General features: G+C 44.6%; 18 protein-coding genes and 2 riboswitches. Of the genes, 13 read left to right on the top strand and 5 right to left on the bottom strand.

Features of this window, described 5'->3' with window-relative positions:
- Positions 1–28 precede the first annotated feature (28 nt).
- Genes KTHG_RS13375 through KTHG_RS13355 form a run of 5 tightly spaced genes read right to left on the bottom strand, consistent with a single transcriptional unit; the run spans position 29 to position 3,222 of the window.
- On the bottom strand, positions 29–526 hold the full coding sequence (locus KTHG_RS13375; RefSeq protein ID WP_126991597.1) for a hypothetical protein: 498 nt from the start codon (positions 524–526) through the stop codon (positions 29–31).
- 33 nt (positions 527–559) lie between these two features.
- On the bottom strand, positions 560–1,405 hold the full coding sequence (locus tag KTHG_RS13370; protein ID WP_139994200.1) for an energy-coupling factor ABC transporter ATP-binding protein: 846 nt from the start codon (positions 1,403–1,405) through the stop codon (positions 560–562).
- Positions 1,402–2,190: a cobalt ECF transporter T component CbiQ gene (cbiQ, locus tag KTHG_RS13365; RefSeq protein ID WP_126991599.1), complete on the bottom strand. Its 789-nt coding sequence runs from the start codon at positions 2,188–2,190 to the stop codon at positions 1,402–1,404. Before cbiQ ends, KTHG_RS13370 begins: the two co-directional genes overlap by 4 nt.
- Entirely contained in the window at positions 2,177–2,476 is a 300-nt protein-coding gene (locus KTHG_RS13360; RefSeq protein WP_126991600.1) for an energy-coupling factor ABC transporter substrate-binding protein, read from the bottom strand. The genes cbiQ and KTHG_RS13360 overlap by 14 nt, the downstream gene beginning before the upstream one ends.
- Complete coding sequence (locus KTHG_RS13355) at positions 2,476–3,222, bottom strand: energy-coupling factor ABC transporter permease (protein WP_126991601.1); 747 nt, start codon at positions 3,220–3,222, stop codon at positions 2,476–2,478. The genes KTHG_RS13360 and KTHG_RS13355 overlap by 1 nt, the downstream gene beginning before the upstream one ends.
- Positions 3,223–3,340: 118 nt before the next feature.
- Positions 3,341–3,525: riboswitch (cobalamin riboswitch) on the bottom strand.
- Between the two features lie 228 nt (positions 3,526–3,753).
- A riboswitch (cobalamin riboswitch) is annotated at positions 3,754–3,930 on the top strand.
- 164 nt (positions 3,931–4,094) lie between these two features.
- Between KTHG_RS13355 and cobJ the strand changes: the two genes are divergently transcribed.
- From cobJ to KTHG_RS13290, 13 genes are all read left to right on the top strand, one after another.
- Entirely contained in the window at positions 4,095–5,732 is a 1,638-nt protein-coding gene (gene cobJ / locus KTHG_RS13350) for a precorrin-3B C(17)-methyltransferase (protein ID WP_139994198.1), read from the top strand.
- Between the two features lie 12 nt (positions 5,733–5,744).
- Positions 5,745–6,509: a precorrin-6A reductase gene (cobK, locus tag KTHG_RS13345; RefSeq protein ID WP_139994196.1), complete on the top strand. Its 765-nt coding sequence runs from the start codon at positions 5,745–5,747 to the stop codon at positions 6,507–6,509.
- Complete coding sequence (locus KTHG_RS13340) at positions 6,499–7,194, top strand: precorrin-8X methylmutase (protein WP_233600619.1); 696 nt, start codon at positions 6,499–6,501, stop codon at positions 7,192–7,194. The genes cobK and KTHG_RS13340 overlap by 11 nt, the downstream gene beginning before the upstream one ends.
- A 1-nt stretch (position 7,195) precedes the next feature.
- A complete protein-coding gene (locus tag KTHG_RS13335) occupies positions 7,196–8,329 on the top strand; it encodes a cobalt-precorrin-5B (C(1))-methyltransferase (RefSeq protein WP_255512457.1) in 1,134 nt (377 codons plus the stop codon).
- Entirely contained in the window at positions 8,292–9,497 is a 1,206-nt protein-coding gene (gene cbiE / locus KTHG_RS13330; protein ID WP_139994192.1) for a precorrin-6y C5,15-methyltransferase (decarboxylating) subunit CbiE, read from the top strand. The genes KTHG_RS13335 and cbiE overlap by 38 nt, the downstream gene beginning before the upstream one ends.
- Before the next feature lies 1 nt (position 9,498).
- On the top strand, positions 9,499–10,197 hold the full coding sequence (cobI, locus tag KTHG_RS13325; protein WP_139994190.1) for a precorrin-2 C(20)-methyltransferase: 699 nt from the start codon (positions 9,499–9,501) through the stop codon (positions 10,195–10,197).
- Positions 10,197–10,973 carry a precorrin-4 C(11)-methyltransferase gene (gene cobM / locus KTHG_RS13320; RefSeq protein WP_126991607.1) on the top strand — a complete coding sequence of 259 codons (777 nt, stop codon included), beginning with the start codon at positions 10,197–10,199 and terminating at the stop codon, positions 10,971–10,973. The genes cobI and cobM overlap by 1 nt, the downstream gene beginning before the upstream one ends.
- Positions 10,973–12,091, top strand: a complete 1,119-nt coding sequence (locus KTHG_RS13315) for a cobalt-precorrin 5A hydrolase (RefSeq protein WP_139994188.1) — start codon at positions 10,973–10,975, stop codon at positions 12,089–12,091. The genes cobM and KTHG_RS13315 overlap by 1 nt, the downstream gene beginning before the upstream one ends.
- A 12-nt stretch (positions 12,092–12,103) precedes the next feature.
- Positions 12,104–13,456: a cobyrinic acid a,c-diamide synthase CobB gene (locus KTHG_RS13310; RefSeq protein WP_139994186.1), complete on the top strand. Its 1,353-nt coding sequence runs from the start codon at positions 12,104–12,106 to the stop codon at positions 13,454–13,456.
- A gap of 3 nt (positions 13,457–13,459) precedes the next feature.
- Positions 13,460–14,236 (top strand): uroporphyrinogen-III C-methyltransferase, encoded by a 777-nt coding sequence (cobA, locus tag KTHG_RS13305; protein ID WP_139994184.1) that lies wholly within the window; start codon positions 13,460–13,462, stop codon positions 14,234–14,236.
- Positions 14,214–14,774, top strand: a complete 561-nt coding sequence (locus KTHG_RS13300) for a nitroreductase family protein (protein WP_139994182.1) — start codon at positions 14,214–14,216, stop codon at positions 14,772–14,774. The genes cobA and KTHG_RS13300 overlap by 23 nt, the downstream gene beginning before the upstream one ends.
- A complete protein-coding gene (locus KTHG_RS13295) occupies positions 14,765–15,304 on the top strand; it encodes a cob(I)yrinic acid a,c-diamide adenosyltransferase (protein WP_126991612.1) in 540 nt (179 codons plus the stop codon). Before KTHG_RS13300 ends, KTHG_RS13295 begins: the two co-directional genes overlap by 10 nt.
- A 12-nt stretch (positions 15,305–15,316) precedes the next feature.
- Positions 15,317–16,756: cobyric acid synthase (locus KTHG_RS13290; RefSeq protein ID WP_139994297.1), on the top strand; the 1,440-nt coding region annotated here is incomplete at its 3' end.

Raw genomic sequence — 16,756 nt, 5'->3', positions numbered from 1 at the left:
AAAAAACGGCTCACAGGGAGCCGTTTTTTTATTTCACTTTTTTAATATGATAATACATACGTGTATCCATATCTACAGTAGGCCGGATTGAACGACCATTAATGACAACCGTTTTTTTATCCTTAGGCATAATGCCGATATACAGGCGATAATGCACACCTTCAGGGCTATGGAATGTCGTTTGACTATTGGCGGTCTGTCCGTCTGCAAAGCGAACGGTAAGCTTATTCGATACACGCGTCCACGCGAATTTTTCGTCGTTTTCTTGCTGCATCGCCGCGACGCCAATACCTTCACCCTGTGTAGTTGTGGCGTGATAAATAATGAGTTGCTCATCGCCAAATTGCTTTGTCTCTAAAATATTTTCCTTCCGTGTGCCTTCTTTTTTTAAGCCTTTAAGGAGCGCTTCCTCGCGGCTATCATACCAAGTCAGCTTTTGGTTTGTTGGTGTGGGTGTTTCCGTTGGCGTGGTCGTACAGCCTGCGAGAATAGGAATCATCAGTGCAATTGCGAGTAGTTTTTTCATGCGGCCATCACCTCATTATCCTATACCCCAATTTTAGACGAATTGCGCCGCGCGCCATGTTGGTAACAGCTCAAAAAGAGCCTCCTTTGAGCGCGGGAAGTGTTCGAGTGGCTTGATAATCTGTTTTTGAATTAAGGCCATCGTCGTTTCAAAAAGCCACGGTGTGTCGAGATGGGCCTTTTTTAAAATCGTATCATGCTTGAATAAATGAACTGGGTCCCCTTGATAAAGCAGCTGGCCATCACTAACGACAATAATTTCATCTGCCCATTCATAGGCAAAATTCACATCATGCGTCGATAAAATAATCGTGCGCTCAGGCGTGTGCAGTGTCGATAAAATCTGCATGATTTGCTGTGTATAATAGCCATCAAGTCCAGCAGAGGGCTCATCCAAAATCATCAATTCTGGCTCCATTGCTAGAACACCCGCAATGGCCACGCGTTTTTTCTGGCCGAGACTTAGAAAATGAAGGGGCTTTTTGCGCAAGGCTTCAATTTCAAGAAGATCAATAACAGCATCGACCTTTTGTTTAACGATTTTCTTATCCCAGCCAAGATTGGTCGGTCCAAAGGCGATATCCTGCTCAACCGTACCAGAAAAGAGCTGCGAGTCCGGGTCTTGAAAGACAATGCCCACTTTTTGGCGTAATGTTTGCAGGCCTTTACGTTTATAGTCTAGCGGCACGTCGTTGTATAAAACGGTGCCATTTGTTGGCTGTAAAAGGCCATTCATATGCTGAAAAAGAGTCGATTTCCCGGCACCGTTATTGCCAAGAAGGGCGATTTTTTTCCCCGTTGGAATGTCGAGGGATAAGTCATGTAATGCGGTCGTCCCGTCTCCGTATTGAAATGTGACGTGCTGAAAAGAAATCGTCATGTAAGAAGCCCTCCTAATGTGAAGTAAATAATAAATAAACCGCATAGACAAGCGGCAACACCGTACCAATTACGACGACATACACTATAGCCATACAATGTATCGGTGATTGTATCATCATAGCAGCGCGCCTGCATCGCATTGTTGAGCTCATGCGCACGCTTGAAGACATCCTTAAACATCGAAGTAATTAAAAAGCCAATTGACTGAATCCATCGCTTTTTATTTTGATAGCCGAGACGTGACTGCTGTGCCTGATAAATGCGCTGCATACTCGCTAAGAACACGAAAATAAAACGGTATGTTAATTCACATAAATCAACAAATACAATTGGGAATTTTAGTTTTCGCATCGCATAGGTAATGGCGGTAATGGGTGTCGTCAGCGTTAAAAAATACAAACAACTAATGCTTGCGAGCACTGAAAAAAATAAATGATAGGCCGTATGAATACTTGCGGTGCCGATGAAAATCGTCACACCAAAGACGGTCCAATCCGCAACATGGCTCGGTAAATGAGTGGCGGTTGTAAAAGAAATTAAAATTCCTGCAAGGCTCGATAATAAGAAGAAGCCAGGTAGAAGGAGCAGTTTAAGATACGTTATTAGCGGAATTTTTGCGGCAATTAAAATGAAAACACTCATTACGAAAAACGTAATGAGTGAAATCAGCACATCTTTTGTTGAAATGGCAAATAATAAAAATACAAATGAAAAGGCCATTTTTTCAAGTGGATGCACTGTCGCTAAACGATTAACGTAGGCGTATTGATCAATGGGAATCATGCAGATCCTTGTCCACTTTTTTTGAGCGTCCGCGCATTAAACCGCAGAAGTAACCGATAAATCCTGCACCAATTGCCGCTTGTAGTGCAAATAATAAACTTTCAATTTCGCCACTTGGTGGTTCCCAAAGGCTTGAAAACCATGGCTCATAATCTTTGTTAATTTCAGTAATGGCCGCTTCCGCTTCACCATCAGCGCCACCAAACTCAGCGCCTTTTTGAAGGAATAGTGGCACAATGGCTAAAATAATAACGATGGCGATTAATAAGAGATTTTTTTTGAACATTATGCCGCCTCCTTATTTTTTTTGAAAATATTTAATGCTTTTAATTCAGCAATATTGTATTTACGTAAGAAGTTCATGACAACAACGGTTAACAATCCTTCGCTAATCGCAAGTGGAATTTGTGTGAAGGCGAAAATGCTCGCAAATTTACCGAATGATGCGAAAATACCACCAGACTCAGCTGGGAAGGCAAGTGCTAATTGGAATGATGTCACAACATATGTACCGAGGTCACCAAGCATCGCTGCTAAAAAGACCGCAACAGAGAACGACCAACCAACTTTTTGTGCGCCTTTAAAAACATACCATGCAATGATTGGACCAGCGACTGCCATTGAAAAAGCATTGGCGCCAAGTGTTGTCAGGCCACCATGCGCAAGTAAAAGTGCTTGGAATAGTAGAACGATAGAGCCGACAACACTCATCGCAAGCGGTCCGAATAATACCGTACCAAGGCCCACACCTGTTGGATGTGAACAACTTCCTGTCACAGATGGTATTTTTAGTGCAGATAAGACGAAAGCAAACGCGCCAGATAAACCAAGCATCATTTTTGTTTCGGGATGCTCCTTAATCGTTTTCGTGATCGAACGAATCCCTAAAATAATGAATGGTAGCGCGAGTACCCACCAAAAAATGGCCCATTCGACTGGTAAAAACCCTTCCATAATGTGCATCGCATTCGCCCGCGTTGGTACGAGCAGTAAAATGGGCGCGAAGTACATTAATTTTAATAATTTTTTCATGCAAAATCCCCCTTATAAAAGTAGAGGAATGTACGAAAAAAGCCTATCTCCATAACGGAAATAGGCACAAAAAGACAGCATTCATCGTAAGTTTGTCTTTCGTACACCTATCCTCGTAGGCCGAATTGATTTTACGGCAGGTCTCCTGGCTTCGCGTCAACATTTCATTACACCTTCCCATCGTTTAGACAGTGGCATACGCAATGAAACTCAGCATCACAGTTGCGGGACAGCACTTGTTTTTCACAAGTTTCCCTTTTAAGCGAATAATTGATTATCCGCACCGTAAAATTGTATATAATTTTTCGACATTTCGTAAAATAGCTTATCATTGTCGTGGAAATTTGCCAATAACAATTTTTATTTCAATTTATTTGAAATCGAAAAACTTGTATCAATACAGAGAAAACGCTGTGATTTCAAGCGATTTATGCGAATTTTCTTTTGTACTATAACATCATAGTAAAAAAAGATTTGAAAAGTAAGATAATTACCGATATGATGAAAATAAGATTTTTTAAAAACTAAATACTAACGATACATTTTAGAAGTGCCTCGTTGTGAGGATAATAGGGAAAATGGTGAGAAGCCATTACAGCCCCCGCTACTGTAAGAGTGTTGAGGTCATCAAATCCATTGGCTAAAGCTGAGAAGGGATGACGTCATAGACACTTGAGTCAGGAAACCTGCTTTTAAAATCGGACAAAACTTTTCGGAGGGAGAAGCTTTTGGACAAACTTTATTTGCAGTATTTTTTAAACTTGCGAATTTTCAGTATGTTCAGCCTTTTATTCTCCGGAATAGAAGGCTTTTTTTGTTGTCTTCATTGTCCGAATGGGGAGTTGTGAGTGACAAGAAATGGAGGAAGTATCATGGCACAGGGTAAATTATTCGTCGTCGGGTTTGGACCAGGGGACTTTCAACATATTACGAATCGTGCAGTCGATGTACTGAAAATGAGTGATGTGGTGATCGGGTACAAAACGTATGTCGATTTAATCAAAGATTTAATTACAGCAAAAGCAGTTGTCAGCACAGGGATGACGGAGGAAGTATCACGTGCACAGGAAGCGGTGAAGCAAGCAGAGGCCGGCGAAATCGTATCCGTTATTTCAAGTGGTGATGCGGGTGTATACGGTATGGCAGGGCTTGTGTATGAAGTGTTAATCGAAAAGGGCTGGACGGAAGAAACGGGTATACCGGTTGAAATCGTGCCAGGTATTTCGGCAATCAACTCATGTGCGTCGTTACTTGGCGCACCGGTCATGCATGACTCATGTACGATTAGCTTGAGTGACCACTTAACACCATGGGATTTAATTTCAAAACGAATTGAAGCAGCCGCAATGGCGGATTTCGTTATTGCACTGTACAACCCGAAAAGTGGTCGTCGTACGCGCCAAATCGTTGAAGCACAGCGTATTTTACTTGAATATCGTCATCCGGATACACCAGTTGGCCTAGTAAAAAGTGCGTATCGTGATTCACAGCATATTACGATGACGACCTTATCGGAAATGCTGACGCATGACATTGGCATGTTGACAACCGTTGTTATCGGGAATTCATCAACATTTTTCTATGATAATAAAATGATTACGCCTCGTGGCTATCAAAAGAAATATACATTAGGCGAAGAAAAGCAACCGCTGAAGCCGCATCAGCGCTTGAAGAAGGAAGCAGAACCATGGGCAATGGATCAGGAGACAGGGCGTTCTTATGAGCCCGTAGCACCAGCACCAGAAAAAAAGCCTGAGCCATTAAAACCTATCGAGTCGGCCTTATCTTTAGCGGAGGAGGCACTTGGTTGCTTAGGTGTCGAGGTTTTTGAGCCAAAGCACTATGTGCATCAGAAAATGGAATCGATTTTTGAATTAGCCGTTAGTCCAGGTGTGGCTAATAAAAAAATTACGCCGCAGCAAATGATGACACTCGCAGATGTTGTCGGTGAAAAAGGCACGATGGAATATACGCCAGAGCATGAATTCATTTTGCGCATTCCAACGACGGCCCCTGAGCTTATTACGGACCGTTTGAAGGAATCAGGCTTACTTGTTTCACCATACGGCGACGTGGCACGTATTAAAGCGTGTGATTTCTGTGATGGTGAAAAGGCGGATTCAATTCCATATGCAGAGGAGCTACACAGCGTTCTTGGCGGTATGAATTTACCGAAGGAATTAAATATTGGCTTTAATGGCTGTGGGATGGCATGTTACCGCGCGGTGATGGATGACATTGGGATTGTCTACCGTAAAGGGGCCTTTGATGTCTTTATCGGCGCGAAGCCAGTTGGTCGTACCGCGCATCCTGGTCAGCCCGTTGTCGAAGGCTTATCAAAAGAGCAGCTTGTGCCAATGGTAGAAGGGCTTGTGGCGGAATATAAAGAGAATGCGCATCCAAATGAACGATTATTTAAATATTTCAAGCGCGTGAAGAAACTAGGCAACTTCGTCTATCAGGATATTGCACCGAAAATTAAAATTGCTCCTGCACCATGCGGAGATTAGGAGATAAAGCGTATGTTATTTTTAGCTGGAACAAGTGATGCTCGTGCACTCGCTGTTCGTCTAGCTGCACACTATGATGTGCTTGCAACCGTCGTAACCGATTCGGCAGCGAAAAGCTTAACAGATGAGGGCATTCCTACCTTTGTTGGGCGTTTAACAGCTGAGGAAATGGCTGCAAAGGTGAAAGAACGCGGTGACGACATGATCGTTGATGCGAGCCATCCATTTGCAGAAGAGGCGTCAAAAAATGCGCAGGAAGCTGCGAAGTTAGCGGATGTACCGTATTGCCGCTATGAGCGTACATCAGAGGATTTTACAAATCCACTCATTACAGCGGTTGAAACGTATGAACAAGCGGCAGATGTCGCACTCGCTCGTAAGGGGAACGTTATGCTACTAACAGGCAGTAAGACGCTGCAAATTTTTGCAGATAAATTAGTTGGTGTTGACGGTATTCGCATGATTGCGCGTATGCTACCGCGTCTAGACAATATGGAAAAATGCGCCGCACTTGGCGTTGAACAAAAAAATATTATTGCGATGCAAGGACCGTTTTCTCGTGAGCTGAATGAGGCGCTATATAAGCAGTTTGACACGACGCTGATGATTACGAAGGAAAGCGGAAAAGCTGGCTCCGTAGATGAAAAAATTACGGCGGCGCTTGATTTAGGCATCGAGGTTGTACTCATTACACGACCGAAAATTCAATATGACAATGCATTCGACACATTTGAAGCAGTCGAACAATTTATAGGGGGAATTTTACATGACAAATGATACAGAGCAAAAAGAATTATTTATCAATACCGATAACTTCAATACGGATTTTACACCGCTTACAGTTGAGCCAAACCGTATTTATGACTATAGCTTTGAAACGATTTTAGAAGAGTATGGTCCACATGATTACAATGACGATGAATGGTCAATTATTCGCCGTATCGTCCATGCTTCAGCGGATTTTGAATTAGGAAAAAGTGTAATTTTACATCCAGATGCGATTCGTGCAGGTGTGGAATCAATTCGTGCAGGTCGTCCGGTTATTGCTGATGTGCAAATGATTCAAAGTGGCTCAGGACGTAAACGATTCCAAAAACATGGCGGCGACTTATTCTGTCATATCGCCGATGAGGACGTATCAAAAATGGCGAAAGAGCATAATACAACGCGTGCGATTATTTCGATGCAAAAGGCGGCTCGCTTACATGAAGGTGGTATTTATGCCATTGGGAATGCGCCAACTGCTTTACTTGAACTGATTCGTTTAATTCGTGAAGGCATCGCGAAGCCGGACTTAATTATTGGGATGCCGGTTGGTTTCGTATCAGCAGCTGAGTCAAAAGAAGAGCTTGCGAAAGTAACAGAAGTACCATTCATTACAAATGTAGGGCGTAAAGGCGGTAGTACGGTAACTGTTGCAGCGCTAAATGCGATTTCGATTCTGGCGGATCGTCAAGACTAGCGTGGAGAAACGAAAGAAAAAAGACCCGAAAGATATGCGCTCGGGGTATACGACCGGCGCCTGTGCAACGGCCACCACAAAGGCCGCACTTATTGCACTACTGACGGGCGAGGAGCAAGAAACGGTAACTATTTTTTTACCGGTCGGCAAGTATGCGACATTTACGATGGAACATACCGTACATGTTGGGGATGCGGTGCGATGCGGCACAATTAAAGATGCGGGCGATGACCCGGATGTGACGCATTTAGCACTTATCGAATCGACCGTATCGTTTATCGATGGGGAAGACGTTGTACTAGATGGTGGCATCGGTGTAGGGCGTGTCACAAAGCCTGGTTTACCGGTGCCTGTAGGGGAGGCAGCCATCAATCCAGTACCACGAAAGATGCTACATGAAGTCGTAAATGAAACACTTGCACAATTTGGTGTGAAGCGCGGGGTGAAGGTCGTCATTTCTGTTCCGGCAGGAGAGGAACTGGCGAAGAAAACACTGAATGGACGTCTAGGAATTCTAGGCGGTATTTCGATTTTAGGCACGCGTGGCACCGTCGTACCATTTTCAAGTGCTGCGTATATGGCGAGTATTTCCGAAGCGGTCAGTGTGGCTCATGCTGCCGGTCAGCAACATTTAGTGCTGACAACCGGTGGGCGTAGTGAACGCTATGCGATGGCGCTGTTTCCGGAGCTTGCAGAGGAATGCTTTATTGAAATGGGCGATTTTGTAGGACATGCACTGAAGCATTGTAAAAAGCATGACATTAAAAAAGTAACGCTCGTTGGCATGATGGGGAAATTTTCAAAAGTCGCACAGGGCGTCATGATGGTGCATTCAAAAAGCGCGCCGATTGATTTTAACTTCCTTGCAGAGCTTGCAGACGATGTTGGAGTACCAGAGAATCTGCAAGACGAAGTACGCGCGGCAAATACGGCTTCACATGTTGGCGAAATTATGTCCGAGCATGGCTATGATATCTTTTTCAATCATTTATGTGAGGCATGCTGTTACTCGGCGATTCATCATACGGGTGGCGGCATCGAATTAAGTACCTTTATTTATTCCATGAAGGGCGAACAACTAGGAAGGGCTGAGAACATTGACAACATCGATCAAATTGATTGGCATCGGGGATAGCGGTGTCGATTCATTAAGCACAGAAAAGAAACAATTCATCGAAGACAGTGATGTGTTAGTCGCAGGAGAGCGTGTTCTCGCCTTCTTCGATACATATAACGGCAAGAAAATTGTTATTAAAGGCGGACTAAAAAAGGTCGTCGCAGACATTTTAGCAGCACAGGGAAATATCGTCATTTTAGCGTCAGGTGACCCATTATTTTACGGCATTGGTAACTATCTTGCGTCAAAAATGACATTAGAGGTATACCCGCATTTAAGTTCGGTTCAATTAGCATTTGCGCGTCATCAATTGTCATGGCAAGACGCCAAAGTTGTGAGCTTACATGGCCGGTCAATAAAAGGCCTCGCACAAAAAATAAATGGTGAGAAAAAAGTTGCGCTGCTGACAGATGACATCAATACACCCAATGCCATTGCCGATTATTTACTTGATTTTGGCTTTCACGAATACCGCGCCTTTGTTGCAGAGAATTTAGAGGGGGCCGATGAGCGCTGTCGCCATTTTTCATTAGAAGACATGCGTACAGCTGAATTTTCACCGCTAAATGTCGTTATTTTACACGCTACAGAAGCGCCGAAAGTTTGGCCACTTGGCATTGAGGACGAGGAATTTTCACAACGTAAGCCCGATAAAGGCTTGATTACGAAAAAGGAAATTCGTGTGTTATCGATTCAGCAGCTAAATGTCAAAGAGGATTCGATTGTGTGGGATATTGGTACATGCACAGGGTCGATGGGCATTGAAGCCGGACGCATCGCGAAAAACGGTGCGGTGTATGCTATTGAAAAAAATGAGCCTGACTTAGCCAATTGCTTAGAAAATCAGCGCAAATTCCGCGTGGATATGACCGCTATTCATGGCAAGGCACCGGAGCGTTTGGATGAATTTCCAAATCCAGATGCGGTATTCCTTGGCGGTACAGGCGGCAATATGAAAGATTTACTCGCGACGATTGCGGGCCGTTTAAACGAAGGTGGACGCATCGTTTTAAATGCAGCAACGATTGAAAATTTAGCAAAAGCTGTTGAAACATTTAAAGAATTAGGGCTTACTGTATCGATTATTCAAGCGCAAATTTCTCGCAGCAAACCAATTTTAAATATGACACGTTTTGTGCCATTAAATCCAATATACATTATTACAGCAGTTAGGGAGGAAATTTAACATGGCAACATTGTACGGCTTAGGGGTAGGACCTGGGGATCCAGAATTAATTACCGTAAAAGCATTCCGCATTATGAAAGAATCACCCGTCATTGCGTATCCTAAAAAGATGAAGGGCAAAAAAAGCTATGCACAGCGCATCGTTGATGTGTACGTCAGTGGCATGGATAAAGAAATGCTGGGCCTTGTATTCCCGATGACAAAGCATCAGGAAACATTGGACCGCGAGTGGAATAAAGCAGTAGACGAGGTATATGCACGCATTGCGGCAGGAAATGATGTGGCCTTCGTGACAGAAGGTGACCCGATGCTTTATAGCACATTCATTCACTTAATGAACTTGATGAAGGAGCGCCACCCAGAAGTTGATATTAAAATGGTGCCGGGGATTTCATCATTCAATGGCTCGGCCTCTCGTCTAGGCATTGCGCTAGGTGATGGCGATGACCATATTGCGATGATTCCAGCAGTGGATGATTACGACCAAATGCGTAAAGCAATCGAGGACCATGATGCCGTTGTGTTCATTAAAGTTGCAAAAGTCATTGATTTAATGCTACGTGTGCTACGTGATTTAGGTTTATTAGAAAAAGCACATGTTGTGACAAAAGTAACGTCTGATGAGGAAGTCATTTGGAAAACATCTGAGCTTGATGGTGTCGAGCTTGAATACTTAACATTAATGGTGGTGCGTAAATAATGAAGAAAATTTATATCGTAGGTGCAGGCCCTGGGGATCCAGATTTAGTAACAGTCAAAGGCTTAAAAATGATTCAAACGGCAGATGTCGTCATGTATACCGATTCACTTGTTAATCAAGAATTAATCGCAAAAGCAAAGCCAGAAGCGGAAGTCGTGAAAACAGCGGGTATGCATTTAGATGAAATGGTACAAGCCATCGTCGACCGTGTTAATGACGGCAAGGTCGTAGCACGTGTGCATACGGGTGACCCAGCAATGTACGGCGCTATTATGGAACAAATGGCGATTTTAAAACAGCATGATATTACATGCGAAATCATTCCAGGCGTTAGCTCGGTATTCGCTTCAGCAGCTGCAGTGGGTGCTGAATTAACAATTCCAGACCTGACACAAACGCTTATTTTAACGCGTGCAGAAGGGCGTACGCCTGTCCCTGAAATGGAAAAATTAAAAGACTTAGCAAGCCATCATTGTACGATTGCGTTGTTCTTAAGTGCCACTTTAACGAAAAAAATTGTCAAAGAATTGCAAGCAGCTGGTTGGAGCGATGATACACCGATTGCCGTTGTGCAACGTGCTACATGGCCCGACCAAAAAATCGTGCGCACAACGCTCATTAACTTAGACGAAGATATGCGTAAAAACGGCATTCGTAAACATGCGATGATTTTAGCGGGCTGGGCACTTGATCCAAACATCCACGAAAAAGATTATCGTTCAAAATTATATGATAAAACATTTACACATGGCTTCCGTAAAGCGGTGACAGAGTAATGGTCATCGAACTACAAGAAGACGTCCTAGCGCCGATTGAGGTGAAGCACCAATATGCGGTCGTAGCGATTACAAAGCATGGTGTCGATATTGCACGTCGTTTGCATGCTAATTTTCCAAATACAGATGTTTATTATATGAGTAAATTTGAGCGCGGTGATGAGCGTGAGCATAATGTACAGCTGTTTAAAAACAGTGTACGTATGCTTTTCCCGGCACTTTTTAAACATTATGATGGCATCATTACGATTATTTCACTTGGTGCGGTCGTACGCATGATTGCGCCGCTTCTTGTTGATAAAAAGGTTGACCCGGCGGTTGTGGTCATTGATGACCGCGGTGACAATGTCATTAGTATGCTGTCGGGTCACTTAGGCGGTGCTAATGCACTGACTCATACCGTAGCAGATGCACTTGGCGCCAATGCGGTTATTACAACGGCATCGGATGTACAAAAAACGATTCCCGTTGATTTATTCGGTGCAAAATTTGGCTGGCAGTGGGATTCGGCAGAGAAGTTAACGCCTGTATCAGCCGCTGTTGTGAATGAAGAGCATGTCGCAATTGTACAAGAAGCGGGTGAGAAAAATTGGTGGATGCACGATGCCCCGATGCCGCCGAGCTTAGTAGAATATGCGTCACTTGAAAGCGCTATGGCCGCAAAACCAGATGCGGCACTGATCATTAGTCATCGTTTACTGAACGAGGACGACTTAGTTGAAAATCATGTTATTTATCGCCCGAAATCACTCGTCATTGGCATGGGCTGTAATCGTGGTACATCGGCGGAGGAAGTCGATGCCGTGATCAAGGAAACCTTACAGGAGCTTGGATTATCGATTAAAAGCGTCAAAGCACTTGTCACATTTGAGCTAAAACGTGATGAGCCATGCTTCCACGACATTACATCAAAATATGATTGGCAATTTAAATGGTATACAAAGGACGAGTTAAACAGTCAGCTTGTGACAGAGCCTTCCGATACCGTCTTTAAATACACAGGAGTTTACGGCGTGAGTGAGCCAGCAGTACGACTTTATAGTGGAAATGATGAGCTCCTACTCGTGAAGAAAAAATCAGGGAATACAACCATTTCTGTTGCAGAAATTTTATTTTAAGGAGGGGACCGCATGAAGCGTTTTGTCATTGCAGGGACGAATAGTGGCGTCGGAAAAACGACACTGACAATCGGTTTAATGGCCGCATTGCAAAAGAAAGGATTACGTGTACAAGGATTTAAATGTGGACCCGACTATATCGACCCATCATTTCATAAGGCAGTAACCGGGCGTCCATCGCGTAATATCGACAGCTTTATGTTTGAAGCGGATGTCGTGCGTGATATCGTACGCCGCGCGACACAGGGCAGTGATATTGGCATTATTGAAGGTGTGATGGGCTTTTATGATGGCAAGGACCCCTTATCGGATGTCGGTTCCACCGCAGACATTGCGGTCATAACAGAAACACCGGTTGTCCTAATCGTCAACTGTGGTGCAATGGCGCGTAGTGCAGCGGCGATTGTGAAAGGCTTCCAGCTATTATCAGATAAGCCGAATATCGTCGCCGTTATCGCCAATCAGGTCGGGAGTGCAAGTCACTTTAAGATTGTTAAAACAGCTATTGAAGCGGAGTGCGATGTGCCGGTCATTGGCTATTTAAAGAAAAATAGTGAGCTGCATATGCCGAGTCGTCATTTAGGGCTCATTCCAGCGCTTGAACGCGGGGAAATGCAAGGCTACTTCGATGACCTAGCGGCACTTGTGACGGATACGATTGATATTGATGCCCTACTTGCACTAACAGAGGCACCGGAATTAACGGTTCCAACATCGATTTTTGATGAAAAAAAGGCGGCTTGCTGTACGATAGCGGTTGCGCATGATGCGGCCTTTAACTTTTATTACAAGGAAAATATCGAGTTACTGCAAGCAAATGGCGCGAATATCGCCTACTTCTCACCGCTTGCAAATGAAGAGGTAACAGCAGAAGCGGATGGTCTTTATATCGGTGGAGGGTTCCCAGAGGAATTTGCGAATATTTTAGCTACTAATACGAAGGCAAAAGAATCGATTCGTTCCTTTATTGCCGCGGATAAGCCTGTATTTGCAGAGTGCGGTGGCTTTATGTATTTAACGGAGGCCATTGAGACATTAGATGGTGCCCGTTTTGATATGGTTGGCGCGATTCCAGGTATCACCAAAATGCAGGGCAAACGTGTAGCGCTCGGTTATCGTGAGATTTTTGGTAAAAAGGACAACTTCTTATTAGACGAGGGGATGCTTGCGAAGGGGCATGAATTCCATTATTCAACGTATGAGCAAGGGCCAGAGCAATTTGCTTATGACACAAAAAGTCGATTTAAGGCGAAGGGGGAAGGCTATATGCAGGGGAATATCGTCGCTGGTTATACGCATTTCCACTTTGCTTCAAATCCAGAAGTTGCAGCGCGCTTTGTTCGTGCCTGCGTAAAAGGGGAGTAAGACATGTACGGAACAGTTTATTTAGTTGGCGCAGGTCCAGGGGATCCAAAATTAATTACGGTGAAAGGTTTAGAATGCATTCAACAGGCAGATGTTATTGCATATGACCGCCTTGTCAATAAGGAGTTGTTAGCACAGGCGAAGCCAGGTGCTGAGCTTATTTATTGTGGCAAGGAACCCGGACGCCATCACTTTATTCAAGAAGAAATTCATCAATTGCTCGTTGAAAAGGCGAAAGAGGGTAAAACCGTGACCCGTCTAAAAGGCGGCGATCCATTTGTTTTCGGGCGCGGTGCTGAGGAAGCGGAAGTACTGCGTGCGGCAGGTATTCGCTATGAAGTCGTGCCTGGTATTACGGCCGGGATTGCAGCGCCAGCCTATGCGGGCATTTCGGTGACGCATCGTGAAATGGCCTCAAGCTTTGCGATTATTACGGGGCATGGCCGCGATTCAAAGGGCCAAGATACGATTAAATGGGAGCACATCGCCACAGGTATTGATACATTAGCCTTTTATATGGGCGTTGGAAACTTGCGCTATATTGCAGACCAATTAATGACATATGGTCGCCCGCGTACAACGCCGGTTGCGATTATTGAAAAAGGTACGACTGCCCAGCAGCGTACAATTACCGCCACACTAGAAACAATTGCTGACGAGGCAGTAACACAACAAATTAAAAACCCAGCAATGGTACTTGTCGGTGAGGTTGCGAGTCTACATGACACACTTGCCTGGGTCGAGGAGGAAGCACAATATGTCAATCATTCAAGAAATTAAACAGCGTCGTGCCATTCGTAATTACGAGGACCGCCCTGTTGAAAAAGAAAAAATCGAACAATTATTAGATGTAGCAACGTATGCCCCAACGGACCGTTTACGTGAGCCTTGGCATTTTTACGTGCTTGGTGCGGAAAAGAAAAAAGCATATGAAGCATTAGCTACAGCTTATTTAGAAGAACGCTTTCCAACGAAGCCACATCTTGTTGAAAGCTCAATGAAAGTCGTGTTAACAACACCAACTGTTATCGTTGTGACAGCGAAGCAAGTAGCGGGGGATGCGGATGCGACCGAGGATGATATTTTCGCGACAAGCTGTGCCATACATGCGATGTGGCTAGCAGCGCGCGAATTAGGACTTGGCTTTGTATGGCGCACACGCGGCGTTGGGCTTGTCCATGATGCACGTCTACCCGAATTTATTGGTGCGGCGAATGATGAAAAAGTGATCGGCACAATTTTCATTGGTTACCCAGCGGATGAAGAAGTAAACGTAACGAAGCGTACGCCATTTGAGGAGAAAACGACATGGCTGTAAGACGCGGCTTATTTTTACTATACACTGGCGATGGCAAAGGGAAAACAACGGCTTCACTTGGCGTGACATTACGCGCTATTGGACGAGGCTTACATGTGGAGTATTTACAATTTATTAAAAATCCACAGCGTACATACGGAGAGCAGCTTGCGCTACAAAAACTCGGTGTTGACATGAAGCAGATGGGCATTGGCTTTACATGGACGAAAACGCCTGAGGAGCATCGCGAGGCGCTACAAAAAGCATGGGCCATTACAAAGGAAAAGCTTGCGGATGAATCAATCGATTTACTCGTATTAGATGAGCTCAATAATGCACTAGCTATTTCAAAATTCCCAGTAGACGACGTGCTACCACTTGCGGAAGTTGTTGAGGCGATTCGAAATCGTCCGGCATCGATGCATTTAGTTGTCACAGGGCGTAGTGCGAAGCAGGAGCTGATTGATTTAGCAGATCTTGTATCAACGATTGATGCAACGAAGCATTATTATGAGGAAGGCATTCCGGCAGTAAAAGGGCTCGAATTCTAAGGGGGAATTCAGGTGAAAGCAAAGGCGGTTATGATTCAAGGAACGTCATCAGATGTCGGGAAAAGTATGTTGGCGACAGCGCTTTGTCGTCATTTTTCGAATGCAGGATTTCGCGTCGCACCGTTTAAATCACAAAATATGGCGCTGAATTCATTTGTGACGACAAGTGGTGGCGAAATCGGACGTGCGCAAGGGGTGCAGGCGGAAGCAGCGCGCGTCGATGCAACAACGGATATGAACCCGATTTTATTAAAGCCAAAGCATGATATGATGTCAGAAATTATCGTCCATGGTAAGCATCACTTAGATATGACGGCGCGTGATTATCGTCATAAATTTGTCGATGAGGCCCTACCGATTGCAGAGGCTGCGATTCATCGTTTGCAGGAGCAGTATGATGTTATCGTCCTTGAAGGAGCAGGGAGTCCTGCGGAAATAAACTTAAAGGCGCGAGATATTGCAAATATGAAAATGGCGCATGCGGCGGATGCCGATGTGTTGCTTGTAGCCGATATTGACCGAGGCGGCGTGTTTGCGTCGATTGTCGGCACATTGGCACTTTTAGATGACGACGAACGCGCACGCGTAAAGGGCATTATTATTAATAAATTTCGCGGCATGAAAGAACTTCTTGATGATGGACTCGTGTGGCTGGAGGACTATACAGGCATTCCGGTTTTAGGTGTTGTACCGTATATGAATGTTCAAATTGAAGCAGAGGATTCGCTCGCCTTATCGGCACTACGTTTTAAAAAGCCGAAGCGGGATGAATTCGCGATTGATGTGGCGGTCATTCAGCTACCGCGTATTTCAAACTTTACCGATATAGATCCACTGATGGATGAGCCGGGTGTTGGCGTACGCTTTGTGAAAACTACTGCGGACTTTGGAAAGCCAGATGTCGTCATTTTACCCGGCACGAAAAGTACGATTGACGATTTACGCTGGCTACGTGAAACGGGCCTTGATGCATGCGTATTACAGCATGCACGTCAGTCGAAGCCAGTCATTGGCATTTGCGGCGGCTATCAAATGCTAGGTGAGCAGTTGCTTGACCCACATGCTATTGAAGGCGATGGCCAGGACGAGCTTGGACTCGCATTATTGCCGATTACGACGACATTTGTCGGTGAAAAACGAACCGTTCAAATGTCCGGCACACGCTATGGTACAGAGGACATCTTAACCGGTTATGAAATTCATCTAGGACGTACGGAGCGCACTGCAGATTGTGCACCATTTTTATTATTAGACAATGGACGAACAGATGGTGCCGTTTGTGAGCATGTGCTAGGCACGTATTTCCATGGAATCTTCCATAATCGCGCCTTTACACGTGAGCTAGTGAATACATGGCGTACCCAAAAGGGCCTCGCGCCGCTATCAGAGGAAGTTCAATCAGAAAAAGAACTGCGCGAGCAGGCGTATAATATTGCGGCTGAGCATTTTGAG

Origin of the sequence: Kurthia sp. Dielmo, assembly GCF_000307285.2 — a bacterium.
Taxonomy (GTDB): domain Bacteria; phylum Bacillota; class Bacilli; order Bacillales_A; family Planococcaceae; genus Kurthia; species Kurthia populi.
This window is presented reverse-complemented; position numbering and strand designations above follow the sequence as displayed.